The sequence below is a fragment of the Martelella sp. FOR1707 genome (assembly GCF_053484265.1).
On sequence record NZ_JBAKFP010000002.1, the window covers coordinates 230,823 to 254,000 of the forward strand.

The 23,178-nt window shown below is 64.2% G+C and carries 19 protein-coding genes; 8 read left to right on the forward strand and 11 right to left on the reverse strand.

What is annotated here, in order from left to right; all coding sequences use genetic code 11:
- Positions 1-2 precede the first annotated feature (2 nt).
- The 6 genes from V6765_RS04955 to V6765_RS04980 all read right to left on the reverse strand — a co-directional run bounded on the left by V6765_RS04955 (position 3) and on the right by V6765_RS04980 (position 6,131).
- Positions 3-755 (reverse strand): HpcH/HpaI aldolase family protein, encoded by a 753-nt coding sequence (locus V6765_RS04955; protein ID WP_448426968.1) that lies wholly within the window; start codon positions 753-755, stop codon positions 3-5.
- Between the two features lie 30 nt (positions 756-785).
- On the reverse strand, positions 786-1,619 hold the full coding sequence (locus V6765_RS04960) for an ATP-binding cassette domain-containing protein (protein WP_448426969.1): 834 nt from the start codon (positions 1,617-1,619) through the stop codon (positions 786-788).
- On the reverse strand, positions 1,616-2,476 hold the full coding sequence (locus V6765_RS04965; protein ID WP_448426970.1) for an ABC transporter ATP-binding protein: 861 nt from the start codon (positions 2,474-2,476) through the stop codon (positions 1,616-1,618). The genes V6765_RS04960 and V6765_RS04965 overlap by 4 nt, the downstream gene beginning before the upstream one ends.
- Entirely contained in the window at positions 2,473-3,360 is an 888-nt protein-coding gene (locus V6765_RS04970) for an ABC transporter permease (protein ID WP_448426972.1), read from the reverse strand. The genes V6765_RS04965 and V6765_RS04970 overlap by 4 nt, the downstream gene beginning before the upstream one ends.
- Positions 3,353-4,360 (reverse strand): ABC transporter permease, encoded by a 1,008-nt coding sequence (locus V6765_RS04975; protein ID WP_448426973.1) that lies wholly within the window; start codon positions 4,358-4,360, stop codon positions 3,353-3,355. The genes V6765_RS04970 and V6765_RS04975 overlap by 8 nt, the downstream gene beginning before the upstream one ends.
- 235 nt (positions 4,361-4,595) lie before the next feature.
- Entirely contained in the window at positions 4,596-6,131 is a 1,536-nt protein-coding gene (locus V6765_RS04980; protein ID WP_448426975.1) for an ABC transporter substrate-binding protein, read from the reverse strand.
- Positions 6,132-6,440: 309 nt separating this feature from the next.
- Here V6765_RS04980 and V6765_RS04985 point away from each other — a divergent pair, with 309 nt between their 5' ends.
- Together V6765_RS04985 and V6765_RS04990 are read left to right on the forward strand one after the other, a co-directional pair.
- Positions 6,441-8,594, forward strand: coding sequence for a thiamine pyrophosphate-dependent enzyme (locus V6765_RS04985; protein WP_448426977.1), 2,154 nt, complete (start codon positions 6,441-6,443; stop codon positions 8,592-8,594).
- Positions 8,595-8,598: 4 nt separating this feature from the next.
- Positions 8,599-10,140, forward strand: a complete 1,542-nt coding sequence (locus V6765_RS04990; protein WP_448426979.1) for an indolepyruvate oxidoreductase subunit beta family protein — start codon at positions 8,599-8,601, stop codon at positions 10,138-10,140.
- A gap of 224 nt (positions 10,141-10,364) precedes the next feature.
- Here the strand turns inward: V6765_RS04990 and V6765_RS04995 are convergent, their stop codons facing one another.
- The 3 genes from V6765_RS04995 to V6765_RS05005 all read right to left on the reverse strand — a co-directional run bounded on the left by V6765_RS04995 (position 10,365) and on the right by V6765_RS05005 (position 13,342).
- The gene (locus V6765_RS04995; RefSeq protein ID WP_448426981.1) at positions 10,365-10,865 is read right to left on the reverse strand and encodes a MarR family winged helix-turn-helix transcriptional regulator; all 501 of its coding nucleotides are present in this window, start codon (positions 10,863-10,865) and stop codon (positions 10,365-10,367) included.
- Between the two features lie 12 nt (positions 10,866-10,877).
- Complete coding sequence (locus V6765_RS05000; RefSeq protein ID WP_448426983.1) at positions 10,878-12,467, reverse strand: phytoene desaturase family protein; 1,590 nt, start codon at positions 12,465-12,467, stop codon at positions 10,878-10,880.
- 89 nt (positions 12,468-12,556) lie between these two features.
- The gene (locus V6765_RS05005) at positions 12,557-13,342 is read right to left on the reverse strand and encodes a cyclase family protein (RefSeq protein ID WP_448426985.1); all 786 of its coding nucleotides are present in this window, start codon (positions 13,340-13,342) and stop codon (positions 12,557-12,559) included.
- Positions 13,343-13,646: 304 nt separating this feature from the next.
- Here V6765_RS05005 and V6765_RS05010 point away from each other — a divergent pair, with 304 nt between their 5' ends.
- The gene (locus V6765_RS05010) at positions 13,647-15,230 is read left to right on the forward strand and encodes a phytoene desaturase family protein (RefSeq protein ID WP_448426987.1); all 1,584 of its coding nucleotides are present in this window, start codon (positions 13,647-13,649) and stop codon (positions 15,228-15,230) included.
- A 70-nt stretch (positions 15,231-15,300) separates the two neighbouring features.
- Here V6765_RS05010 and V6765_RS05015 read toward each other — a convergent pair whose 3' ends face one another.
- The gene (locus V6765_RS05015) at positions 15,301-16,557 is read right to left on the reverse strand and encodes a hypothetical protein (RefSeq protein ID WP_448426989.1); all 1,257 of its coding nucleotides are present in this window, start codon (positions 16,555-16,557) and stop codon (positions 15,301-15,303) included.
- A gap of 194 nt (positions 16,558-16,751) precedes the next feature.
- On the opposite strand from V6765_RS05015, the gene V6765_RS05020 reads away from it, so the two are divergent.
- The gene (locus V6765_RS05020) at positions 16,752-17,537 is read left to right on the forward strand and encodes a DeoR/GlpR family DNA-binding transcription regulator (RefSeq protein WP_448426991.1); all 786 of its coding nucleotides are present in this window, start codon (positions 16,752-16,754) and stop codon (positions 17,535-17,537) included.
- Here the strand turns inward: V6765_RS05020 and V6765_RS05025 are convergent.
- On the reverse strand, positions 17,529-18,560 hold the full coding sequence (locus V6765_RS05025; RefSeq protein ID WP_448426993.1) for an NAD-dependent epimerase/dehydratase family protein: 1,032 nt from the start codon (positions 18,558-18,560) through the stop codon (positions 17,529-17,531). The genes V6765_RS05020 and V6765_RS05025 overlap by 9 nt on opposite strands.
- Before the next feature lie 78 nt (positions 18,561-18,638).
- Between V6765_RS05025 and V6765_RS05030 the strand changes: the two genes are divergently transcribed.
- The 4 genes from V6765_RS05030 to xylB all read left to right on the forward strand — a co-directional run bounded on the left by V6765_RS05030 (position 18,639) and on the right by xylB (position 23,114).
- The gene (locus V6765_RS05030; protein ID WP_448426995.1) at positions 18,639-19,196 is read left to right on the forward strand and encodes a TetR/AcrR family transcriptional regulator; all 558 of its coding nucleotides are present in this window, start codon (positions 18,639-18,641) and stop codon (positions 19,194-19,196) included.
- Between the two features lie 151 nt (positions 19,197-19,347).
- A complete protein-coding gene (locus V6765_RS05035) occupies positions 19,348-20,475 on the forward strand; it encodes an ABC transporter substrate-binding protein (protein ID WP_448426996.1) in 1,128 nt (375 codons plus the stop codon).
- A gap of 129 nt (positions 20,476-20,604) precedes the next feature.
- Positions 20,605-21,633: a LacI family DNA-binding transcriptional regulator gene (locus tag V6765_RS05040; RefSeq protein WP_448426998.1), complete on the forward strand. Its 1,029-nt coding sequence runs from the start codon at positions 20,605-20,607 to the stop codon at positions 21,631-21,633.
- 23 nt (positions 21,634-21,656) lie between these two features.
- Positions 21,657-23,114 (forward strand): xylulokinase, encoded by a 1,458-nt coding sequence (xylB, locus tag V6765_RS05045; protein WP_448427000.1) that lies wholly within the window; start codon positions 21,657-21,659, stop codon positions 23,112-23,114.
- Positions 23,115-23,178 lie beyond the last annotated feature (64 nt).

Below are 23,178 nucleotides of genomic sequence, written 5' to 3' on the forward strand. Positions count from 1 at the left end.
GGTTATGAACGCGCCTGTTTCAGTCCGTCGGCAAGGCCGGCGGACAGCATCATCGCGTCCGAGCCGATGATATAAAAGCTGATCCCTGTCTTTTCCCACGCCGCCACATCGGAGCCGTCCGGCCGGAACAGGCCGACCGCCTTGCCGGCGGCGCGCGCGGCATCGGCAATCCGCCGTATCGCCGCATTGAGCTTGTCTGCGTTTTCGGGCCCCATGGCATCGATCGTGACCGACAGGTCGCCGGGGCCGATGAAGATCACGTCGACGCCCTCGACCGCCGCGATGTCCTCGATGTCAGCAAGTCCTTCGGCGGTTTCGATCTGGATTGCGAGCAGGACGGTCTCGTTTGCGGATTTCAGGGTCTCGGCAATGCGGTAGCCATAGCCGGCCGCCCGCCCCGGACCGACGCCGCGCCGGCCCACAGGCGGAAACCGGGTGGCGGAAACGGCGGCGCGGGCCTCGTCGGCACTGGAGACGCGCGGCACCAGCACGCCGGCCGCGCCCGCATCAAGCGCGCTCGCGATTGCCTCCGGCGCATGGCCCGGCACGCGCACCATTGCGGGAACCCGGTGAAGATCGGCGGCGCGGATCATGTCTTCTACCCGCTCGCGGCCGATCTGGGCGTGCTCGCAGTCGATGCAGATGAAATCCGGTCCGGCTGCCGCGGTGATCTCGACGGCGACCGGATGCGGGATCGCGGCAAAAGTTCCGATCACGCGTTCAAACGCGATGCATGTCTGGCGAAAGCCGCTCATAAGTCCTCCGGAATCTGGTGTGCTCGGGCCTTATGCCTCGTCAACGGCCACCCGGTCCAGCCAGTCCGGGTCGATTTCCGGCAGCGGAATCGCATCGAGCAGGGTGCGGGTATAGGCTGATTGCGGATTGTCGAACACCTCCGCACACCGGCCATGCTCGACGATCTTGCCGAACTGCATGACGTAGACCCGGTCGCAGACCGCGCGAATGACCGAGAGATCGTGGCTGATGAAGGCCATAGAAAGCCCCATCTCGCGGCTGAGGTCCTTCAGGAGGTTCAGAACTTGCGCTTGGGTTGAGACATCGAGGCCGGAGACGATCTCGTCGGCGAGCACGAAGTCCGGCCTGAGCAGCGCCGCTCGGGCGATGCCGATGCGCTGGCGCTGGCCGCCGGAAAGCTCGTGCGGGCTGCGCGCCAGCACCTCTTCCGGCAGCGATACGCGTTCCAGCATGGCCGCCGCCTGATCGCGCGCCGCCTTCCGGTTTTCGGCAAGGCCATGCAGGATCAGCGGTTCGCCGAGGATCCTGCCGATCGAGTGGCGCGGATTGAGCGAGGCCATCGGGTCCTGGAAGATCATCTGCATGCGCCGACGAAGCGGCCGCATCGCGCCATCGTCCAGCCTTGTGATGTCCTTGCCGTCGAAACGGATTTCGCCTTCGGCGACATCCACCAGCCTGAGCAGCGCACGGCCGAGCGTGGTCTTGCCCGACCCGCTCTCGCCGACAATGCCGACGGTTTCGCCGGCCGCGACTTCGATGTCGACGCCATGGAGCACGGTATTGCCGTGCTTCTTGCCGAAGAGAGACGCGCTAGCGCCATAGGTGACCTTGATGCCGGTGGCGGAAAGCAGGGGCTCACTCATCGCGATGCCTCCCCGATCTCGGCGCGCAATTCAGCAAACACGGCATCGGGCACCGGCTCCAGCCCGGCATCCGGCCGGTCGTAGCGCGGCCCGGCGGCGATCAGCGCGCGGGTGTAATTATGGGCGGGATTTGCGAGCACCTCAGCCGTTCGGCCCTGTTCGATCACCCGCCCGGCATAGAGCAGGGTCACGCTGTCGCAGATCTGGGCGACGACGCCGAGATCGTGGGTGACGAACAGAACGGCCGTGCCGTGGGCCTTCTGCATCTGCCGGATCAGGCGGAGGATCTGCTTCTGGACCGTGACATCGAGCGCGGTGGTCGGCTCGTCGGCCACCACCAGTTTCGGCCGCATGGCAAAGGCTGCGGCAATCAGCACGCGCTGGCGCATGCCGCCGGAAAGCTCGTGCGGGTAGGAGCGCATCACCCGCTCGGGGTCGCGGATATAGACCTCTTCCAGCATGGAAAGGGCAACCTTGCGCGCCTCCTTGCCGCTCATGCCGCGTTTCAGCCGCAGCCCGTCGGTGAGCTGCGCCTCGATCCGCCGGCCGGGGTTCAGCGCGGTCTGCGGGTCCTGCGGGATCAGGGTGATCTCGTTGCCCATGATCTCGCGCAGCGCCCGGCCAGGCAGCGTCAGAAGATCACGGCCTTCGAAGCGGATATGGCCGCCGGTGACCTTCACCGTTGCCGGCAACATGGCAAGCAACGCCTTGGCGATGGTGGATTTACCGGCCCCGCTCTCGCCCACCAGCCCGCGCACCTCGCCGGGCTCAAGGGTGAGTGATACATCGGAGAGCACCGGGCGGTTGCCGTCGCGCAGCGAAACGGCGCTGAGTGCGTCAATCGTCAGAAGAGTCATCGGCGCATCACCGGATCGAGCGCCCGGCGCAGGCCATTGCCGAGCTGATTGAAGGAAAGCACGGTGACGAGCAGCATGCCAAGCGGGGCAATCAGCACCCAGGGCGTATGGTGGATGGTCTGGCGGCCGGCCGCGATCATCCCGCCCCATGTCGGGGTGTCGGAGGAGACCGAAAGCCCGACGAAGGACAGGATCGCCTCGACCACCACGGCAATGCCCATTTCGAGGCTCAGCAGCGCGACGAACACCGGCATGATATTGGGCACGATCTCCTTGATAAGGATCTGCATGCGCGCAAACCCGACGGTGCGCGCGGCGGTCACGTAATCCATGCTGGCCTGGGCGATGGTTTCGGCGCGCACCACGCGACAGAAACGGGTCCAGTCGATGATGACGATCGCCGCGATCACCGAATGCAGGCCGGCGCCCAGCACCGCTACCAGCAGCACCGAAAGCAGCACCGGCGGAAACGCCATCCAGATATCGACGAGGCGCGAGATCACCCGGTCGGTCCAGCCGCCGTACCAGCCGGCAAGCAGGCCGAGCAGAGAGCCGAGAATGGCCGCGAGACCGGCTGCGATGACGGCAACCATAAGCGCGATCCGTGTGCCGTAGATCAGCCGCGACAGCACATCGCGGCCGAGATCGTCGGTGCCGAGATAATAGCCGGGTTCCGCGCCCGGCCATGTCACAGGCGGGATGCGGGACAGCATCAGGTCCTGCGCCAGCGGATCATGCGGGGCGATCAGCGGCGCGAAGATCGCGATCAGGAACAGGAGGGCAATGATGCCGCCGCCCCACAATACCCTCTGTTCGGCGAGCAGGGCCGACAGCATCGGGTGCCGTTTCTTGGGCGGGGCGCCGGCAAGCGTTGTGTCAGCCATGTTTGAGCCTCGGGTTGAAGAAGTTGCCGGCAAGGTCGATGGCGATGTTGATCAGCACGAAGATCAGGCCGAACATCAAGACGATGCCCTGGATCAGCGGCAGGTCGCGGTTGATGACCGCGTCGATCGCCATATTGCCGATGCCGGGATAGGAAAATATTCTCTCCACGATCACGGTGCCGCCGATCATGAAGGTGAACTGCACGCCGGTCAGCGTCAGCGTCGGGCCGATCGCGTTCCTCAGCGTCTCCTGCACCACAAGGCGGGTTTCGGACATGCCCTTCAGCCGTGCCAGCAGCACATAATCCTGCAGCATCGCCTCGTTCAGCGCTTCCTTGAGCGTGCGGATGATGACGGCGGCGAGCGGCAGGCCAAGCGCCAGCACCGGCATGACCATGTGGGAGAGCACATTGAAGAACAGCGAAAAGCGGAGGGTGACGAGGCTTTCTATAAGGTAGAAATTGGTGGTGAAATCGCCCGAGAGCGAGGGATCGACGCGTCCCGATGTCGGAAACACCGGAAAGGCAACGCCGAGCACCAGCACCAAAAGCAGCGCCCAGACGAAATCCGGCACGGCGAGAAACAGCCCGTTCAACACGTCGATGAGCGATTCCAGCGGGGTGCGGCGGGCAAGGGTTGCAAGGATCGCGATCAGCCCGCCGCCGATCACTCCGAAGACCAGCGCGGCGAAGGCCAGCTCCAGCGTGGCCGGCAGGCGCTCCATCAGGAGCGACAGAACCGGGCGCTTGAGCGAGATCGAGGTGCCGAAATCACCCGTCAGCATTTCCCGTATCCAGACCCCGAACTGCACCGGAATGCTGGAATCGAGCCCGTATTTGACCCGGAGCGCTAGGATATCGTCAGCCGAGGCGCCCGGCGAGATCATCATCGCGATCGGATCGCCCGGAACGATCCTGAGCAGACAGAAGACGATCACCGCAACGCCGAACAGCGTCACGGCCGCCATCACGGCCCGGTTGAGAATTCCGGTGACAGACATGAAAACTCCGCCGCATTTCTTCAAGTTTGAAGGAGGAGAGCGGTGCTCTGCTCCAGTGTCTTATCGAAAACCCCTCCATCCTCTCGGCGTCACCTTCGGGCTTGACCCGAGGGTCCAGGCAACGTTTTCCGTGCGGCCTGGATGCTCGGGTCAAGCCCGAGCATGACTCATGAGAGCGGCGGGCTTCTCTGTAGCTTCAGGGGGAAGGGCTCGCCCGTCCTCCCGTTCCACGCCCTTACTTCGGCGCGACCAGCGTCGGCTGCAGCGCGCCCGAAAGGTTCGGCTCCACCGTCAGCGTGTCCTTGAACACGATCGGCTGGACATATTGCAGCAGCGGGATGACATAGCCCTGTTCGGCAATGTATTTGCTGACGGCCTTCCAGCCTTCGATCCGCTTTTCCTCGTCCATCTCGCCCCAGAGCGGGCCGATCATGCCGTCGAGGTCGTCGGTGTTCCAGACCGAGTGCGGCGAGGGGCCGAACATGGCAAAGCCGGTGGAGGTGGTCGGGTCGCCGATCGCATTGCCCCAGTTGTAGAAGGCGGCGGGCGCCAACTGGTCGGCGGCGCGCAGCTCGTAATGCTTGGCGATCTCGTAGACCTCGATATCGGCCTCGATGCCGACCTTGCGCCACATGCCGACGATCGCCTGGATCATCTCGTAATCCTTGGGCTTCAGCCCGCGCGTGGTCTGGATCGTGAACTTCACAGGATTGTCGACGGAATAGCCGGATTCGGCCAGCAGCTTGACCGCAAGCTCGGGGTCGTATGGCACCTTGATGTCGGGATCGAAGGCCGAATATTCCGGCGCTTCCAGCGTGTCGAGCGGAACGCCGTAGCCCGACAGCAACCTGTCGATGATCGCCTGCTTGTTGATCGCGTAATTGGCGGCAAGGCGCACATTCTTGTCGTTCATCACGTCGATATTGTTGAGGAAGATCATGCCGATATCGGACACCGGCTCGGCCACGCCCGAAAGGCCGGGCTTGGCGATCAGGCGGTCATATTCCTCATAGGGGATTTCCAGCGTGACGTCGGAGGAGCCGGATTCGATCTCGGCGACGCGGCTCGTCGTGTCCGGCACGAACTTGAAGATGACAGTGTCGAAGGCGGGCTTTTCGCCGTAATAGCCCGGATAGGCCTTGAGCTTGAGGAAGGCATTACCCTCATACTCCTCGACCATATAGGGGCCGGAGCCGATCGGGGCTTCCTCGAAGCCCGCCGCGCCGACCTTTTCGTAATAGGCCTTCGGCATCACATAGCCGGTCAGGAACGCCATCCACATGAACAGCGTCGGCTCGAAGCGCAGCACGTCGGCGGTGATCTTGTTGCCGTCCACCGAGAAGTTGCCGATCGTGGACCAGACAAACTGGATCGGGTTGCCGGTCTCGGGGTTGGCGGCGCGTTCCAGCGACCAGACCACGTCTTCCGGGGTCAGCGGCGAACCGTCATGCCAGGTTACGCCCTCGCGCACATCCATCCACACCTTGGTCTTGTCCTCGTTCCAGCCCCAGTCGGTCAGAATGCCGGGTTCGAAGGAAAGATCGGTCTTCTGGCCGACATACTGGCTGAAGATCGAGCGGTAGATCGCCTGGATCGTCGGATTGACGGCGGATGCGCCGACGGTCGGGTCGAAGGATGGCAGGTTGACGTTGAATGCAATGGTAAGCGTATCGGTCTCGGCCGCGTTGACCGGCAAGCGGCCCGCGAGAATGCCCGAGACGAGTGCGGCTGCGCCAAGGCCAAGTGTCTGGCGACGGGTAAAGGTCGTCATGATGATGCTCCAGTTGTTCCCCACCCCCGTCGGATGCGTTTCCGCGGGGTCATGCTTGTTGTCTGACACAACTCTAAGAGCAAAGCGGGCCGCACGGCAAGGCAAATATTTGAGGCTTAAAGTTTTGGGCGCAGATTTTTGCATCTGTGATGCTTAAATATGCAATTGCATGCCTTTTGGCGCGGGGATTTGTCGGTCATGGCTGAATTTCGCGGAAAATCGCTAATTCAGTTGACATTTCAAGAAACCCAAAAATATGCTAATGCATGTTAATTCAAATTTCCGGGCAACGGAAAAGGGGAATTCGAGATGGCAGAACGGTCGTTCGCACGCGAGGTCGAGGACCTGAAACTGGGCGAGGGCGATACCTTTCGGGGTGAGGGAATTCTCGCCATCACCAAGGCGCTGCTGCAGTCCGGCGTGTCCTATGTCGGGGGCTATCAGGGCTCGCCGATTTCGCATCTGATGGATGTGCTGGCAGACGCCAAGGATGTGATGGCCGATCTCGGCGTTCACTTCGAATCCTCGGCCTCGGAGGCTGCCGCCGCCGCCATGCTCTCGGCCTCGGTGATGTATCCGGTGCGCGGCGCGGTGACGTGGAAATCGACGGCGGGCACCAATGTCGCCTCCGATGCGCTCTCCAATCTCTCCTCCGGCGGCGTCACCGGCGGCGCGCTGGTGATCATCGGCGAGGATTTCGGCGAGGGCTCCTCGATCATGCAGGAGCGCAGCCACGCCTTTTCGATGAAGTCGCAGATGTGGCTGCTGACGCCGCGCCCGAACCTGCCCTCGATCGTCGATGCTGTCGAAAAGGGCTTCGAGCTGTCGGAAGCGTCCAACACGCCGGTCATGCTGCAGGTTGGCATCCGCTCCTGCCATGTTCATGGCCAGTTCGCCGCCAAGGACAACAAACGACCGGCCTTCACGCTACGCGAGGCGCTGGAGAAACCGAAGCGCGATGTCAGCCGCATTGTGCTGCCGCCGGCAAGCTTCCAGCATGAGAAGGAAAAGCTTGAGAAGCGCTGGCCGGCCGCGATCGAATTCGTGAAGCAAAACCGGCTCAACGAATATTTCGGCCCGGAAGAGGGCGATGTCGGCATCATCATGCAGGGCGGGCTTTACAACAATGCCATGCGCGCCCTGCAGCAGCTCGGCCTTGCCGATGTCTACGGCAATGCAAGGGTGCCGATCTACTGTATGAATGTCGCCTATCCGATGATCGACGAGGAGGTCGTCGACTTCTGCGCCGGCAAGAAAGCGGTGGTCATGCTGGAAGAGGGCGCGCCGGAATATATCGAGCAGGCGCTGCATACGCTGATGCGCCGCCGCGATCTTCAGACCAAGATTTCCGGCAAGGACATCCTGCCGCTCGGCGGTGAATATACCACGCCCGTTCTGGTCAACGGCCTCAGCGCCTTCTTCGAGGCCTATGCCCCGCAGATCCTCGGCAACCGCCCGCCGGTGCCGGATGCGGGCCCGGTGCTTGCTGATCCGAAGGTGAAGGCGCTGGCCGAAGTCGTGCCGCCGCGCCCCGCGGGCTTTTGCACCGGCTGTCCCGAACGGCCGATCTTCGCGGCGATGAAGCTCGTCGAGAAGGAACTCGGCGAGCATCACGTCTCTGCCGATATCGGCTGTCACCTGTTTTCGATCCTGCCGCCCTTCAATATCGGCGGCACCACCATGGGCTACGGTCTCGGCCCGGCGTCTGCCTCCGCCTTCAATGTCGAATCCGACAAGCGCTCGATCTCGGTGATGGGCGATGGCGGGTTCTGGCACAACGGGCTTGCGACCTCGGTGGGCAATGCCGTCTTCAACAAGCAGGACGGCGTCATCCTGGTGGTCGACAATTATTATTCGGCGGCCACCGGCGGGCAGGACATCCTATCCTCTCGGGCAAACAATGCCCGCCGCAAGACCAACAATTCGATCGTCGATGCGGTCAAGGGCGTCGGCGCCAAATGGGTGCGACAGATCGACCGCACCTATGATGTCGCCAAGATGCGCGACACGCTGCGCGAGGCGCTGACGACGAAGGAGGAAGGGCCGAAGATCATCGTCGCCTCATCCGAATGCATGCTGAACAAACAGCGGCGGGTGAAGCCGCAATTCGCCAAGGCGGTGAAGGATGGCAAGCGCATGGTCAAGGAACGTTTCGGCGTGGACGAGGATGTCTGCACCGGCGATCACGCCTGCATCCGCCTGTCGGGCTGTCCGTCGCTCTCTGTCAAACACACCGACGATCCGCTGAAGGACGATCCGGTGGCGGCGATCGACAATTCCTGCGTCGGCTGCGGCAATTGCGGCGAGGTTTCGGAGGCCGCCGTCCTCTGTCCTTCCTTCTATCGCGCCGATGTGATCCACAATCCGACCGGCTGGGACCGCTTCGTCCACCGCGTCCGCACCGCCGTGATCGGCTGGCTGCAGAACCGCCGCCAGTCCCGCCGCATCGTTTTTGCCGAGTAGACCCATGATGATGACCGACACTGCGGCACTTTCCGCCGACAAGCCGCTTTCGATCGCGATCCTCGCCATGGGCGGGCAGGGCGGCGGCGTCCTCGCCGACTGGATCGTGCATCTTGCCGAAAGCCAGGGTTGGGTGGCCCAGACCACCTCCGTGCCAGGCGTTGCCCAGCGGACGGGCGCGACGATCTATTACCTGGAACTGCTCAAGCCGCGCGAGGGCGCGATGCCGATCCTGTCGCTGATGCCAACGCCGGGCGATGTCGACGTCGTGATCGCGGCGGAACTGATGGAGGCCGGCCGCTCGGTGATGCGCGGTCTTGTGACGCCGGAAAAGACGCTGCTGATCGCCTCCACCCATCGCTCCTTCGCCGTCGGCGAGAAGGAAAAACCGGGCGATGGCATCGGTAATCCCGAAACCGTTGTCGATGCCACCGATTTCGCCGCCCGCAAGACCATCGCCTTCGACATGGATACGCTGGCGGTGAAAAACGGCAGCGTGATCTCCTCATCCATGTTCGGCGCCTTCGCAGCCTCGAAGGCGCTGCCCTTCGCCAAGGAAGCCTATGAGGAAACCATCAAGGCCGGCGGACGCGGCGTTGCCGCCAGCCTCAAAGCCTTCGATGCGGCCTACAATCGCGCGCTTCAGGGTGAAAACGACAAGGTCTCGGCAACGCCCGCCAAACGGCTCGATGCCCTTCCCGAAACGGCAGGCCATCCCGCGCTCGACAGGCTCGTGAACCGCATCCGCGCCGAGTTTCCGGAGGTCGCCCATGCCATGCTCTTTGCCGGCGTGAAGAAGCTCACCGATTTCCAGGACCCGGCCTATGCCGACGAATACCTGACCCGCATGGCCACGCTCCTTGCCGCCGACCGCGCCAATGGCGGTGAGGCGAAAGGCTTTGCCTTCACCGTTTCGGCGGCCAAATATGTCGCCGTCGCCATGGCCTATGACGATGTCGTGCGGGTTGCCGATCTGAAGGTGCGAGGCACCCGCTTCAAGCGCGTTCAGGACGAGGTCGGCGTCAAGGACGACCAGATTCTCTACATGACGGAATACATGCATCCGCGCATGGAGGAGGTCTGCGGCACGCTGCCGAAGGGGCTCGGCCTCTGGATCGAGGCGCGGCCGAAGCTGTTTGCCTTTCTCGATCGCCGCATCAACAAGGGCAGGCGGGTGAAGACCGGCACGTTGTTCTGGTTCTCCTCGCTCTATGCCCTCTCCGCCATGCGCCGCATCCGCCGCGGCAGCCTGCGTCATTTCCGCGAAGAAGAACACCGCGAGGCCTGGCTCAGGCAGGCGCTTGCCGTGCTGCCGGTCAATTACGATCTCGCCACGGAAGTGATTGCCACGCGCCGCCTCGTCAAGGGTTACTCCGACACCCACGCCCGCGGCCTGTCGAAATTCGACCGCGTGCTCTCCGCCGTGCCGATGCTGCAACAGCGCGAGGACGGCGCCGACTGGCTCCGCCGCCTCCGCCAGGCCGCCCTGATCGACGAAAGCGGCATCGCGCTCGACGGGGCATTGAAGACGGTGGCGACGCTTTAAATCGCTACTTGAATTGAAGCTTGCTCCAACTATTCTCTCCCGCTTGCGGGAGAGATACCCCCGAAAGGGGGAGTGAGGGTGATGCAGCATTTCAAATAGCGAGGGCGTTCGCGGGGATGGACTCCCCCCTCACTGTCGCTTTCGCGACATCTCTCCCCTCCGGGGCGAGAAGATTGGGGGCTATGCGGCGAGGCGGTGTCCTGAGCTTGGCTGCTGCCAGCCCCTCAGATCTCGTTCACTCGCACATTGCGCAGCATCTTCTGCAGCGTGGTCACGAAGGCGCGTTGTTCGTCCTCGTCGATACCGTCGAACATCTGCTTGAGGAAGCTGTGCATGGTCGGCCAGGCGGCGTCGAAGGCGAGGCGGCCTTCCTCGGTGATCGAGACATCGCGCACCCGCATGTCCTCGTTGCGCGACTGGCGGCGGATATAGCCCTGCTCCTCCAGCGAATCGAGCGTACGGCTCATCGTCGACTGCTCGGTTACGGCGAGCACCGAGAGCTCGTTGATCGTGGCCGAGGGAATGACCGAGAGCACAGCAAGGGTGCGTACCTTGGCGGTGGACATGCCGAGATGCTTCAGTTCTTCGGCGAGGTTGGCGTTGTAGCGCGCCATCACCCGGTTCATCAGATAGGGCGAGAAAGCATTGAGCCCGATTTCGCCGAGGCTGCGGACGGCCTCGCCCGTCTCACCGTCACCGTTCGAGCCTGAGAAACGCTCACCCATGAACCCACTCCATTACGTCAACGAGGATGCCAGCAGAAAGCCCGAGCCGCCGCCAAGGCCCGGACCCGGATGGGTCGAGGCGCCGATATGATAGAGGCCGGGCACGTGCGTCTTGTGGTTAACGGCGGTTTTGAACGGACGCCAGATGAAAAACTGGTCGAGGCCGCAAAAACCGCCATAGGGATCGCCGCCGACGAGATTCATGTTCATGGTCTCGAGATCGGCGGGCGAGGAGACGCTGCGGGCAATCACATTGTCCGCAAAACCCGCGATATGGTCGGCAAGCATGGCCTCGACGCGGTCGGCGAAGGCCTCGCGCAGCGCTTCCGTCCAGTGCCCGTCTTCCGGGCAATCGATGAGGCCCGCCGCATCGCCCTTGATATGGCGGGGCGTATCGGGAAGCTGAAGCCAGAGGATCGCTCCACCGTCCGGCGCGCGGCTCGGGTCCAGCGCCGTCGGCTGGCCGACGCAGACGGTGGGCTCTGCCGGCAGCAGCCCGCGCTCGGCCTCGTTGGCCGAACGCGATACGGCGTCGAGACCATCTGTAAGGTGGATCAGGGCGACCTTGCCGAGTTCGTCGCCCGCCTTCCATTTCGGCGGCGCTTTCAGCGCGTAGTGGATCTGCATGTCGCCCTTGCCGTAGCGATAGGATTTCAGTCCTTTCTCGACATCGGCCGGCATGGGTTTGCCGGTCTCGCCGAGCAGGCGCTTGTAGAGCTGGTCGGGCGTGACCGAGGCGATGACGCCGCGCCGGGCCTCGATATCCGTTCCGTCGGCAAGTCGTACGCCTTTCGCCTTGCCGTCCGTGCCAAGCGTGATGCCGGCGACATCGCATCCGGTGCGGATATCGCCGCCATTGTCGCGGATCAGGCGTTCGAAGGCGCGGGTCAGGTTCACCGCGCCGCCCTTGACGATGGGGCAGCCGGCGAGCTCGATGGCAAAGCCGATCACCTTCAGCATCTCGGCCGAATAGCTCGCTTCCGGCGACAGGCCGCAATGCAGCACCCAGGGTGCCCACAGCGCCTTCGCCTCGTCCGAGGTGTAGGTGGTTTCAAGATAGCCGCGCGCGGGCATCAGCGCCTCGCCGAACCATGCGGCAAGGCCGCGCGGTCCGCGCTTCCAGGCTTCCTTCAGCATCTTCTTCGCGGTGGCGCCCGACCAGAGATTGCCGCCGAGCAGCGAGAACACGAAATCGGCATCGCCCGCCATCGCCGCCATCTCGGCGTCGAAGGTCTGGCCGTCGCCGGCGGCCTTTGCGTTGAACGCGGCGATATTGCGGGCGCGGTCCATGGCGTAGATCATATGGCTGCCGTCGGGCCGCAACACGCCGGTCGGCGTGTCGGTGTGGCAGAACTCCGCGCCGCGGGCGGCGAGATCGTCGCCGAGCGCCGCAAAGGCCGGCGAGGTGAGGAACAGCACCATGGTGGTGGCCATCACATCGTGGAGATAGCCCGGCGCGGTTACCTCCGCGGTCAGCAGGCAGCCGCCAATGGTCTCGTTGCGCTCCAGCACCAGCACGCGCTTGCCGGCCTTGCCGAGGAGCGAAGCGGCGACCAGCGCGTTGATGCCGCTGCCGATGATGATGTGATCGTAATCCGCCAATGTGATCCCCCGTTCCAAAAAGCCGTCAAGCGCCCCGACGCGGCACAACATTGTCGCGTCGGGGCGTTATATCAGAGCGTCAGCGCGCCTCAGGCGATCAGCGCCAGCGCGCGCACCGGCGAGCCGGTGCCCTTCACGAACTTCAGCGGCGCCGCGATCAGGATCGCGCCCTTGGCGGGAAGCTGGTCGAGGTTGGAGAGGCTAGCAAGGCCGTATTTGTTGTGCTTATGCATAAGGTTATGGGCCGGGAAGGGCGGTTCCATGCCGCCGGCGGAACCGGCATCGGTGCCGACTGTTTCCTGACCCCAGCCGATAATGCCCTTGGAGATCAGATATTCGATCGCCTCCGCCGTCGGACCGGGGGAATGCGGGCCGTTCTCATCGGCGTTGAGGAAGGTTTCGGTGGAGCCATTGCGCTTGTACCAGTCGGTGCGCATCACCACCCAGCTCCCGGCCTCGATCTCACCGTGCTCGGCTTCCCATTCCTTGATGCTGTCGACGGTCAGGAGATAGTCGTGATCGGCCTCGGCTTCCTTCGAACGGTCGATGACGTTGACGGGGGCCACGAAATTCTGCGGCTTGATCGTGTCGGTGGTGTTGTCGGGATTGTCCTTGCCGGTGATCCAGTGCGAGGGCGCGTCGAAATGGGTGCCGGTATGCTCGCCGAGCTCGATCCAGTTCCACGCCCAGAACGGGCCGTTCTCGTCATACTGGGAAATCTTGTGCACCTTCACATTCGGCGTGTTCTGGCCGAATTCCGGCGGGAGGTACAGGACGGGCGTTTCCGGGCCGAGCGGCGCGGTGATGTCGACAACCTTGACCGACCCCGACAGCAGGGCGGAGGCGAGGCTTCCAAGCACGGATGAGTCATTCATGATAATCTTCCCCTTTGTCGCCCGGAACCGGTGCCGGCGCTTCGCGCGGTCTTGATCGACCGGTCTTGTCGCGGACGTTGCCGGAGAGCCTATGAAAGAAAATATGATAATGCAAGGATCATGGTGACGCAGATGCAATTCTTGCGGGCGTGCCAAGAGGCCTGTCGCAAACGAAGGCAAATGCCGAAATCATTGGCAGCTCGGCTTTTGCGATACGCACTATTGCGCTCCGGCCCGAAAAAATGCTCTTCTACCGCGCGTGAATTATGTATGCATATAGGTATATTGCTTCTGGGGAACGCGGATGGCGACGACGACGGTATATGATGCGGTGATCATTGGCGCGGGCCACAACGGACTTGCGGCGGCCGTCCATCTGACGGCGAAAGGCTGGAAGGTCTGTGTGGTCGAGGCGGCCGCGGAGGCTGGCGGCGCGGTGAAGACCGCGGAGTACACCGAGCCCGGTTTCCGGCATGATTTCGGCGCGATGAACCTGTCGATGTTCGCCGGCTCCGCCTTCTTCGCTACCCATCGCGAGACGCTTTCGGTGGCGGGGCTGGAACTGGTGCCGGCGCCCCATTGCTTCGCCAGCGTCTTCCGCGATGCGACGGCGCTCGGCGTCGGCACGGATGTCGCCGCGACAAAGGCCGGCATTGCGGCGCTGTCGCAAAAGGATGCCGAGGCATGGGAGCGCATGCTTGCCGATTTTTCCCGCGACGCCCCCCATATCTTCGCGCTGATGGGCGCGCCGATCCCCTCCTTCCAGACGGCAAAGGCGGTGTGGAAGGCCTGGCGGGCGCTCGGCACGGCAGGGCTCTACCGGCTGGCGCGGCTGCTGCTGGCAACCCCGCGTGATTTCCTTGACCGGCATTTCGAGAGTGAAAAGCTCAAGGTGATGATGGCCACCTGGGGCCTGCATCTCGATTTCGCCCCCGATGTCGCCGGCGGGGCGCTGTTTCCCTATCTGGAATCGATGGCGAACCAGGCGTTTGGCATGGTGATCGGCAAGGGCGGCGCCGACACGATCATCCGCGCGATGTCGCGGGTGGTGGAGGATGCCGGAAGCGATATCCTGCTCGGCGAGCGGGTTGTGAGCGTGGAACTCGACGAGGCCGGCAAGGCGACGGGCGTGTCGCTCGCCGACGGCCGGACGATTTCCGCCCGCAAAGCCGTGATCGCCAATGTCCACCCCAAGCTGCTGTTCGGCGACCTCGTGCCGAAGAACAGTCCGCTCGGTGATCTTGGCGACACGTTCGAAGGTTTCCGCGCCGGCCCCGGCACGATGATGATCCATCTGGCGATGGACGATCTGCCGGCATGGTCGGCGGGACCCGAACTCGGCGACTATGCCTATATCCACATCGCGCCCGACATGCGGATGATGTCGCGGCTTTATGCCGAGGCGATGGACGGGCTGTTGCCCGCCGAACCGGCGCTCGTGGTCGGCCAGCCCTCGGCGGTCGATCCCTCGCGCGCGCCGAAGGGCAAGCATGTGCTGTGGGTGCAGGTGCGGGTGCTGCCGGCGGAAATCAAGGGCGATGCTGCGGGCGAAATCACCGAGACCGAGTGGGACCAGGCCAAGCATGCCTATGCCGAACGGGTGCTCGATATCATCGAGACCCACGCGCCGGGAACGCGGGCAAAGATCCGCGCAAGCGCCGTCTTCTCGCCTCTTGATCTGGAACGGGAAAACCCCAACCTGGTCGGCGGCGACAGCCTGTCCGGCTCGCACCATCTCGACCAGAATTTCCTGTTCCGTCCGCTCGCCGGATACTCGCGCTACAAGACGCCGGTGCCCGCGCTCTACATGTGCGGCGCGTCGACGTGGCCTGGGGCCGGGACGGGCGCCGGCTCCGGCTTCATGCTGGCAAAGATGCTGGCCGGATAGGCGCGTCGCGAAAACATATGAGCCGCCGGAATGGCGGCTCGGCTGGGGCCTGGGGTGAAAGGCCGGAGGCTTACTCGGCTTCGCGGGCGCGGATGGCGAAGATGTCGAGCGGGGTGCCGGCGCCGTTGAGGTCGCTTAAAATCATCAGCCGGCTCGGCAGCACGCCCTGGCTCGGATCGAGCCGGATGACCATGCTGTCGCGATGGGCGGTGGCGGTGAAACGGTGGCGCTGGCAGCCCTCGATCGTGCCGTCGGCGCAATAAATGCCGACCGGCTGACCGCCGCCATCGGGCGCAACGGCACTGATCTCGATCAGCACCGGTCCGCTTTCCAGCATGCCGCGCACGGCAACCGGCAGCGCGATCGTCACCGCGCCGGCATCGCCGGTCGCGTTGGAGGCGATCTCCACGGCAGGCGCATCGTCGAAAGTGACGGTCTCAAGACTTGCCTGCGAACCGGGCGTCAGCACATTCGCCGTGCCCGGCTGGTAGATTGTGGTCCAACCCGAAGCGCCCTCGAAATCCTCGGCCTCGATGCGCGGGGCGGGATTGGGAACGGCGGTATCGAGGCGTTCGGGATTGAGCGCGAAATTGGAATCGACCACCCACCATCCGCCAAGCAGCAGGAAGGCGATCACGATCACGCCGATCATCATCGTGGTGAGGGTGCGCCGCCGCCTAACGGGCTTCTGGTTCCTTTCGGCCTTCGCCGCTGCCTTGCGCTGTTTGCGCGTCATGCGGCGCGGGCGCGGATCGGCCTTCACGCTGCCTGCAAGCGGCGCGCGGTCTTCGTCCGTTACCGCGATATCGCCCATCGGCGACAGCGCCTCGCGGTCGAGATGACCGCTTTCCACCTGCGGCGCCATGGTGAAGCCGGCCTCGGTGAAATCGACATTGTCCGCCTCCTCCGAGGCGATCACCGGGCTTTCGGGATAGGCGAAATGCGCGTCCGGCTCGTCGTCGAAAGCCGGTTCGGCGGTAAAGCTCTCGCCGGGCGTGATCGCGCCAATCTCGTCTTCGAGCGAGGGGGCGGGCTTTTCCGGCGCGCGGCCGACGGCGAAGGGATCGTCGAACACGGGCCGGGCAGGGGCCTTTTCGGCCTCGCGCGCCTTGCGGGCGGCGGCAGCCTCTTCCTGTTCGATGGCGGTGATGATGTCGTCGAGCCTGCGGCGCTGGCGGGCAACCGCGCCGGGCTCGGTTATGTTCTGGTTGGCAAGGCCCTTTTCCAGCGCCTGCCGTGCGGATTGATAGACCCGGGCGCGCTGGTTGGCGTCCCGCCGGTCCGTGTTTTCCAGCGCTGTCCTGATGGCTGTTTCAAGTCCGCTCACTTTATCTTCCCGTCCGTTGAAGCTGGCTTATCGCTTTTGACAGTGTTTCAGCCGCGCGATCAAGGCAAAATACCGTCAGTCGCATCGTTCAACGCATAACCGGTTCAAACCGTTGCAAATCGCGGCGAAAAATGCCTCTTTTGCGGATGAGAGTGAACGCGCCGTGGAAGATCACGGCCAAACCGGGGAAGGCCGTGTCGCAAACGTTCCGCCTTGACGATCTGATGCAGATGGCGCGCGAAGAGGGCCGGATTGTGGCCGAGGATGCCGCAAGACGCCTTGGCGTGACCGTGCAGACCATCCGCCGCGACCTGCTGACGCTTTCCGAACGGGGCAAGCTCACCCGCGTTCATGGCGGCGCGGTGCTGCCGTCGGGCACCGCCAATATCGGCTATGATGACCGCCGCGCGCTCTTTGCCGCCGAAAAGGCGGCAATTGCCGAAGCCTGCGCCGCGGCGATCCCGGAAAATGCGGCGATCTTCATGAATATCGGCACCACGATGGAGGCGGTGGCTGAAAGGTTGCACGGCCACAAGAACCTCGTCGTCGTCACCAACAACATCAATGTCGCCAACATCCTGGTCGCCAATCCGGGCTGCGAGATCGTGGTGGCCGGGGGGCAATTGCGCCGCGCCGATGGCGGGCTGGTCGGCCCGCTCGCCAACCGCATCGTCGAGCAGTTCAAGTTCGATCTCGCGGTGATCGGCTGTTCGGCGCTTGATGGCGACGGCGATCTCCTGGATTTCGACATGATGGAGGTCGGCGTCAGCCAGACGGCGATCCGCCGGGCCCGCAAAACCGTGCTGGTCGCCGACCACTCCAAATTCGCCCGCACCGCGCCGGCGCGCATAGCAGGCCTTGCCGATATCGCCACATTCTTCACCGATCAGCCGCTTGCCGCCCCGCTTGCCGAACGCTGCCGGGAGTGGGGGACCGAGGTCGTAGTGTCGGGTGCACGGCAGGTGGCCGCGTCAGGCTAGTCCCCGGCCGACCAGCGAGCGGCCCATATCGCCGATCATGGTTTCGGCGGAACGGGGCGGGTGGCCGAGAAGCGCCGCGCCGCGGCTTGAATCGAGCGCGGGCGCGTAGCCGAGTTCGTTGACATTGGCTCTGATGTCGCCATCGAACAGCGCCAGCAGGCGCACGAGAAAGTCGGGCGCCTTTCGTGTGGGTATCCTGCCGGCGCGTTCGGGCACTTCACGGGCGAGCGTCGCGGCAAGCGCAGCGATTTCCATCTCGAAAAAGGCGGCGGGATTGCGTTTGCCGAGCGCCTCCGGCGCCGTCAGCGCCGCGACATGAATGCGGGCGAGGTCGCGGACGTCGACCATATGCAGGTGAAGGCGCGGAAGCATCGGCACCTCGCCCTTCATCAGCCTGACGAAAAGCGCGCCGGATGTGCCCGGGTCGTTGTCCAGCAGCGGCCCCAGGATGAAGCCGGGATTGATGACGGCAAGGGCAAGGCCGTCATGTTCGGCGATTTCCCATGCCTTGCGCTCGGCCAGCACCTTGGAAAGCTGATAGGCGTTGAGCCGACCCTCATCCGGGTCCGGCCAGTCGTCGGGGCCGAGCGCGCTTTTCCTGCTCGCCGGTCCCCGGCCATTGACGATCGCGACGGAGGAACTCGTCAGCACCGCCCGCTCGACGCCCGCCCGTCTGGCAGCGCCCAGGGCGCGTTCGGTTCCGCCCACGGCGGGGCCGACCAGTTCATCGGGGTCTTTCGGCATGGTGGTCACGAAGGGCGAGGCGCTGTGGATCACGAAACGGGCGCCGCGCGCGGCGTCAAACCAGCCCTCGTCCTCGGTCAGGTCGAGCGTCACGAATTCAAGTCGCGATGTGTCGGCGCCGGCCTCTTCCAGAGCCTTGCGGGTCGCCTCCGCCCGCTCCGCGTTTGCGCCCGGATTGCGCAGGCTTCCGCGCACGCTATAACCGGCATTGAGAAGTTCGACGGCGATATGGCCGCCCAGAAAGCCGGTAATGCCGGTCAGTAGGACAATATCGTTCATTTCGGACTCCGTAATTGAACGTTTTGAACTACATATGTTCATATCGTTCAATTTGGGCGATATGCAAGAGGAAAAACAGTGCCGGCTCCAAAATCAGAAGCGCGAACGAAGAAAATACTGGCGGCGGCCCAGGCCGAGTTTCTGGCAAACGGCCTGCGCGCCACCACCATGCAGGGCATCGCCAAGCGCGCGGGCGTCGCCAAGCCCACGCTCTATGCCTATTTCCCGGACAAGGAAGCGGTGTTTCAGGCAACGCTCGCCGCGGTGCTGGACGACATGAAAGCGGAGGCCGAAAAAACGCTGGAGGGGCCCGGCAGCGCTGTCGAGCGCGCGGCGGCGGCGCTGGAGAACAAATTTTCCCGCATGGCGGCGCTGCTGAGCAACTCCCCGCATGCCGTCGAGCTTCTCGACAATACCGAGGCCTTTGCCGAACAGGCGTTGGCGGAAATCAATGCCTGGCTTTCCGCAAGGCTCGCCGAATTGCTCGCCGGCGAAGGGTGGCCGCGCGATCAGGCCACCCGCCGCGCGGATCTGGTGCTTTCCTGCGTCGACGGTCTGTTTGGGGCCTATGCCGGCGGCCGCATCGATCCCGCCGATGTCGGCTTCGTCGTGCGGCGGCTGCTTGCAGCACCGTGACGCTCCGTGAGGCGCCGGCTCGGCATCACCTGTAATTCAGGCCCTGTGGAACATTCCGCCGGGATTCGGCTTTCTTCTGCAGTTGGCAGAATTTCTGAAATCGATGCAGGATCGCGCCCGCCGTCGCGGCGCTGGATTGGAGCTTGACTGTATGACGACCTTGAAGGGCATGACCTGGACCCATCCGCGCGGCTTCGAGCCGCTGGCGGCGAGCGCGGACGAATGGCGGCAGAAGACCGGCGTCGCGGTCAAGTGGGAGAAGCCCAGTCTCGAGGAGCTGGAAGATTTGACGCCGGTGGACATTGCCCGCGAATATGATCTTATCGTCATCGATCATCCTCATCTCGGCCAGATCACCGCCGACAATTGTCTCGCGCCTCTCGATGTCGAGGGCCGGGAGGATGAGCGCGAGGCGATGAAAGAGGGGTCAGTTGGCGGCGCCTTCGAGGCCTTTCATTACAAGGCGCATCAATGGGCGTTTCCGATCGATGTCGACGCTCAGGTCATGGCCTACCGCCCCGACCGTGCCCCCAGCCTGCCGGATAACTGGGATGACCTCATCGAACTTGCCGAAGACGGCCATGTGCTGTTGCCGCTCAGGCCGCCGCACAACCTGCTGACATTCTTCACGCTCGCCGCCAATGCCGGCACGACCTGCCGCAATGACAGCGCCGGGAACCTGATCGACGAAGACGACGGCATTGCCGCCTATGAACGTCTCGTCGAGCTTGCGCGGCTCGTGCCCGAGGACAATCAGGCGATGGATCCGGTCGCGGTGCTAGAGGCGCTCTCGGCGCCCGATACCAAGGCCAGCATCTCGCCCTATGTAGCCGGTTATGCGCTTTATGCGCGCGACGGGTTTCGCCACCACCGGCTCGGCTTCGCCAATATTCCGGGGCTGGGCGAGCGCGGGCCGGCGGGATCGGTGCTCGGCGGAACGGGTATCGCCGTCTCCGCCTTCAGCGAAAACCGCGACGCGGCGATCGACTATGCCTACTGGATTGCCAGCGGCCCGGTGCAGGCCTCGCTCTATGCAGGAGCCGGCGGTCAGCCCGGCCATGCCGACGCATGGAAAAGCCTTGAGGTGAACAGCGCCGTCAACGGGTTCTATCGCAATATCGCCGATACCGTGGCCCACGCCTATATGCGGCCGCGCCACAATGGCTATATCCGTTTCCAGCGCGAGGCCTCCGACGTGCTCAACGAGGCGTTGCGCACCGATGCGCCGGCCATCGCCGTCATCGGCCGGCTCAACAAGCTTTTCGAGGACAGTTTCTGATGTGAATTCCCGCGCCTGAAATCCACCGCGGGAATTTTTGATTTACGTACATCAAATGGCGCGCTATAAGGGAGGCATAACAAGGTCCGGGCCGCGGACCGCGGAGGAAATTGCCAGGCGGGGGGAGACATGCGCCCGACAGTGCATGACATAGCCATCAAGGCAGGCGTCAGTCTGGCGACCGTGGACCGCGTGATGAATGGTCGGCCCGGCGTGCGCGAAAAGACGAAGGCAAAGGTCGAGGAGGCGATCCGTTCGCTCGGTTATGTCCGCGATGTCGCCGCCGCCAATCTCGCCAAGGGCCGGGTCTATCCCTTCACCTTCGTTCTGCCGCTCAACGACAACGCCTTCATGGCGGAGTTGCGCGCGGCTGTCGAACAGGCCGGCGAACGCGGGCGGATCGAGCGCACCGAGATCAGCATCATAGATGTGCCGGCCTTTGACGGCGATGCGCTGGCGAAAGCGCTGATCGCGGCGGGCGAGGAAGAGCCGGCCGGCATCGCGCTGGTCGCCGTTGACGCCGATCCGGTGCGCGCGGCCGTCGGTGCGCTGAAGAAGAAGGGTATTCCGGTCGTCACCCTGGTTTCCGATCTGGAGGATAGCGGCCGTGACCATTATGCCGGCGTCGACAACCAGGCAGCCGGCCGCACCGCCGCGACCCTGCTTGGCCGGTTCATTGGTCCGCGCGCCGGTCGCGTCGCCATTCTGGTCGGCTCGCTTTCAGTGCGCGACCACCAGAACCGGCTTTCCGGGTTTTCCGAAGGCATGGCGCTCGATTTTCCGAACCTCGAACTGAGCCCACCGATGGAAGGCCGCGACGATGCGGCGTTTGCCGAACGGCTGGTGGACGAGGCGCTCGCCCGCGACCCGGATATCATCGGCATTTACAGCCTTGGCGCGGGCAATCGCGGCCTGATCGCCGCACTGGAAAAGGCGCGCGCAAATGGCCGCGAAATCGTCACGATCGCGCACGAGCTTTCCGATCATTCGCGCACAGCGCTCGAAAACGGCCTGTTCGACGCGGTGCTGAACCAGGATGCCGGCCATGAGGTCAGAAGCGCGATCCGGGTGCTGAAGGCCGAGGCCGACGGCCTGGCGGTGATCGCCGCGCAGGAGCGCATCCGCATCGACATTTTCATCAAGGACAATCTGCCCTGACGGGCGGGAAAGGGAAGAACGCCATGTATCTCGGGCTCGATCTCGGAACCTCCAGCCTGAAGGCCATGCTGATCGATGACAGCCAAAAGGTGATCGCCAGCGCCGATGCGCCGCTCTCGGTCGCGCGGCCCCATCACGGCTGGTCGGAGCAGAACGCTGCCGACTGGATCGATGCCTGCCGGATCGCCGTCGGCCGTCTCGCCGAACGCCATCCGGGCGAACTTGCCGCGGTAAAGGGTATCGGCCTCTCCGGCCATATGCATGGCGCGACGATCCTCAACAAAGAGGGCGCGGTGCTGCGGCCTTGCATTCTCTGGAACGACACGCGTTCCTATGTCGAGGCCGCCCAGCTTGACGACGATCCGCGTTTCCGCGCCATTACCGGCAATATCGTGTTTCCCGGCTTCACCGCTCCGAAACTGGTGTGGGTGAAGAAGAACGAGCCCGAGATTTTTGGCAAGGTCGGCAAGGTGCTGCTGCCGAAGGATTATCTGCGCTACTGGCTGACCGGCGAATACATCTCCGAAATGTCGGATTCGGCCGGTACCTCCTGGCTCGATACCGCAAAACGCGACTGGTCGGACGAGCTTCTCGCCGCCACCGATCTGTCCCGGTCGCAGATGCCGGCGCTGGTCGAGGGTTCGGAGGTCGGCGGCACGCTGAAATCCGCGCTCGCCGCCGAATGGGGCATGACCGGGCCGGTCGTGGTGGCCGGCGGGGCCGGCGACAATGCGGCATCCGCCTGCGGCATGGGCACGGTTGCCGATGGCGCGGCCTTCGTCTCGCTCGGCACGTCCGGCGTGCTGTTCGCGGCGAACGACCGCTATCGGCCGAAGCCCGAAAGCGCGGTCCACGCCTTCTGCCACGCGCTGCCCGGCACCTGGCACCAGATGGGCGTGATCCTGTCGGCGACGGATACGCTGAACTGGTACGCCAAAATCACCGACAAGAGCCCGGCGGAGCTTTCGACCGAGGTCGGCGATACGCTTCAAGCGCCGGGCGACCTCACATTCCTGCCTTACCTCTCCGGCGAGCGCACGCCGCACAATGATGCGGCGATCCGCGGGGCCTTCATCGGTCTCGCCCATGAAAGCGACCGCCCGGCCATGACCCGCGCGGTGATGGAAGGCGTCGCCTTTGCGCTGCGCGACAATCTCGAGGCGCTGCGCTCCGCCGGCACGGAGCTTACCCGGATCACCGCGATCGGCGGCGGCTCGCGCTCGCGCTACTGGCTGAAGGCAGTGGCGACGGCGCTGAACCTGCCGATCGACATCCCCGCTGATGGCGATTTCGGCGCTGCCTTCGGTGCCGCCCGGCTCGGCATGCTGGCGGCAACCGGCGGCGATCCTGTTGCCGTCTGCACCCCGCCGGAAACGGCGGAGACTGTGGAGCCCGAAACCGCGCACAAGGCCGCCTTCGAGGAGGCTTATCAGCGCTACCGCGCGCTCTATCCGGCGATCCGCGCCGTCACGAAAGCCTGACACGCCACACTGAAACGAACCCGGCGTGCCCGCGCGGCAATCGGCCGGATTTGAGAATAACCGA

Excerpts from the sequence above, each read along its gene's own strand:
- V6765_RS04955 (WP_448426968.1), bottom strand. The coding sequence starts at position 755 with ATGAGCGGCTTTCGCCAGACATGCATCGCGTTTGAACGCGTGATCGGA.
- V6765_RS04960 (WP_448426969.1), bottom strand. The coding sequence starts at position 1,619 with ATGAGTGAGCCCCTGCTTTCCGCCACCGGCATCAAGGTCACCTATGGC.
- V6765_RS04965 (WP_448426970.1), bottom strand. The coding sequence starts at position 2,476 with ATGACTCTTCTGACGATTGACGCACTCAGCGCCGTTTCGCTGCGCGAC.
- V6765_RS04970 (WP_448426972.1), bottom strand. The coding sequence starts at position 3,360 with ATGGCTGACACAACGCTTGCCGGCGCCCCGCCCAAGAAACGGCACCCG.
- V6765_RS04975 (WP_448426973.1), bottom strand. The coding sequence starts at position 4,360 with ATGTCTGTCACCGGAATTCTCAACCGGGCCGTGATGGCGGCCGTGACG.
- V6765_RS04980 (WP_448426975.1), bottom strand. The coding sequence starts at position 6,131 with ATGACGACCTTTACCCGTCGCCAGACACTTGGCCTTGGCGCAGCCGCA.
- V6765_RS04985 (WP_448426977.1), top strand. The coding sequence starts at position 6,441 with ATGGCAGAACGGTCGTTCGCACGCGAGGTCGAGGACCTGAAACTGGGC.
- V6765_RS04990 (WP_448426979.1), top strand. The coding sequence starts at position 8,599 with ATGATGATGACCGACACTGCGGCACTTTCCGCCGACAAGCCGCTTTCG.
- V6765_RS04995 (WP_448426981.1), bottom strand. The coding sequence starts at position 10,865 with ATGGGTGAGCGTTTCTCAGGCTCGAACGGTGACGGTGAGACGGGCGAG.
- V6765_RS05005 (WP_448426985.1), bottom strand. The coding sequence starts at position 13,342 with ATGAATGACTCATCCGTGCTTGGAAGCCTCGCCTCCGCCCTGCTGTCG.
- V6765_RS05010 (WP_448426987.1), top strand. The coding sequence starts at position 13,647 with ATGGCGACGACGACGGTATATGATGCGGTGATCATTGGCGCGGGCCAC.
- V6765_RS05025 (WP_448426993.1), bottom strand. The coding sequence starts at position 18,560 with ATGAACGATATTGTCCTACTGACCGGCATTACCGGCTTTCTGGGCGGC.
- V6765_RS05035 (WP_448426996.1), top strand. The coding sequence starts at position 19,348 with ATGACGACCTTGAAGGGCATGACCTGGACCCATCCGCGCGGCTTCGAG.
- V6765_RS05040 (WP_448426998.1), top strand. The coding sequence starts at position 20,605 with ATGCGCCCGACAGTGCATGACATAGCCATCAAGGCAGGCGTCAGTCTG.
- xylB (WP_448427000.1), top strand. The coding sequence starts at position 21,657 with ATGTATCTCGGGCTCGATCTCGGAACCTCCAGCCTGAAGGCCATGCTG.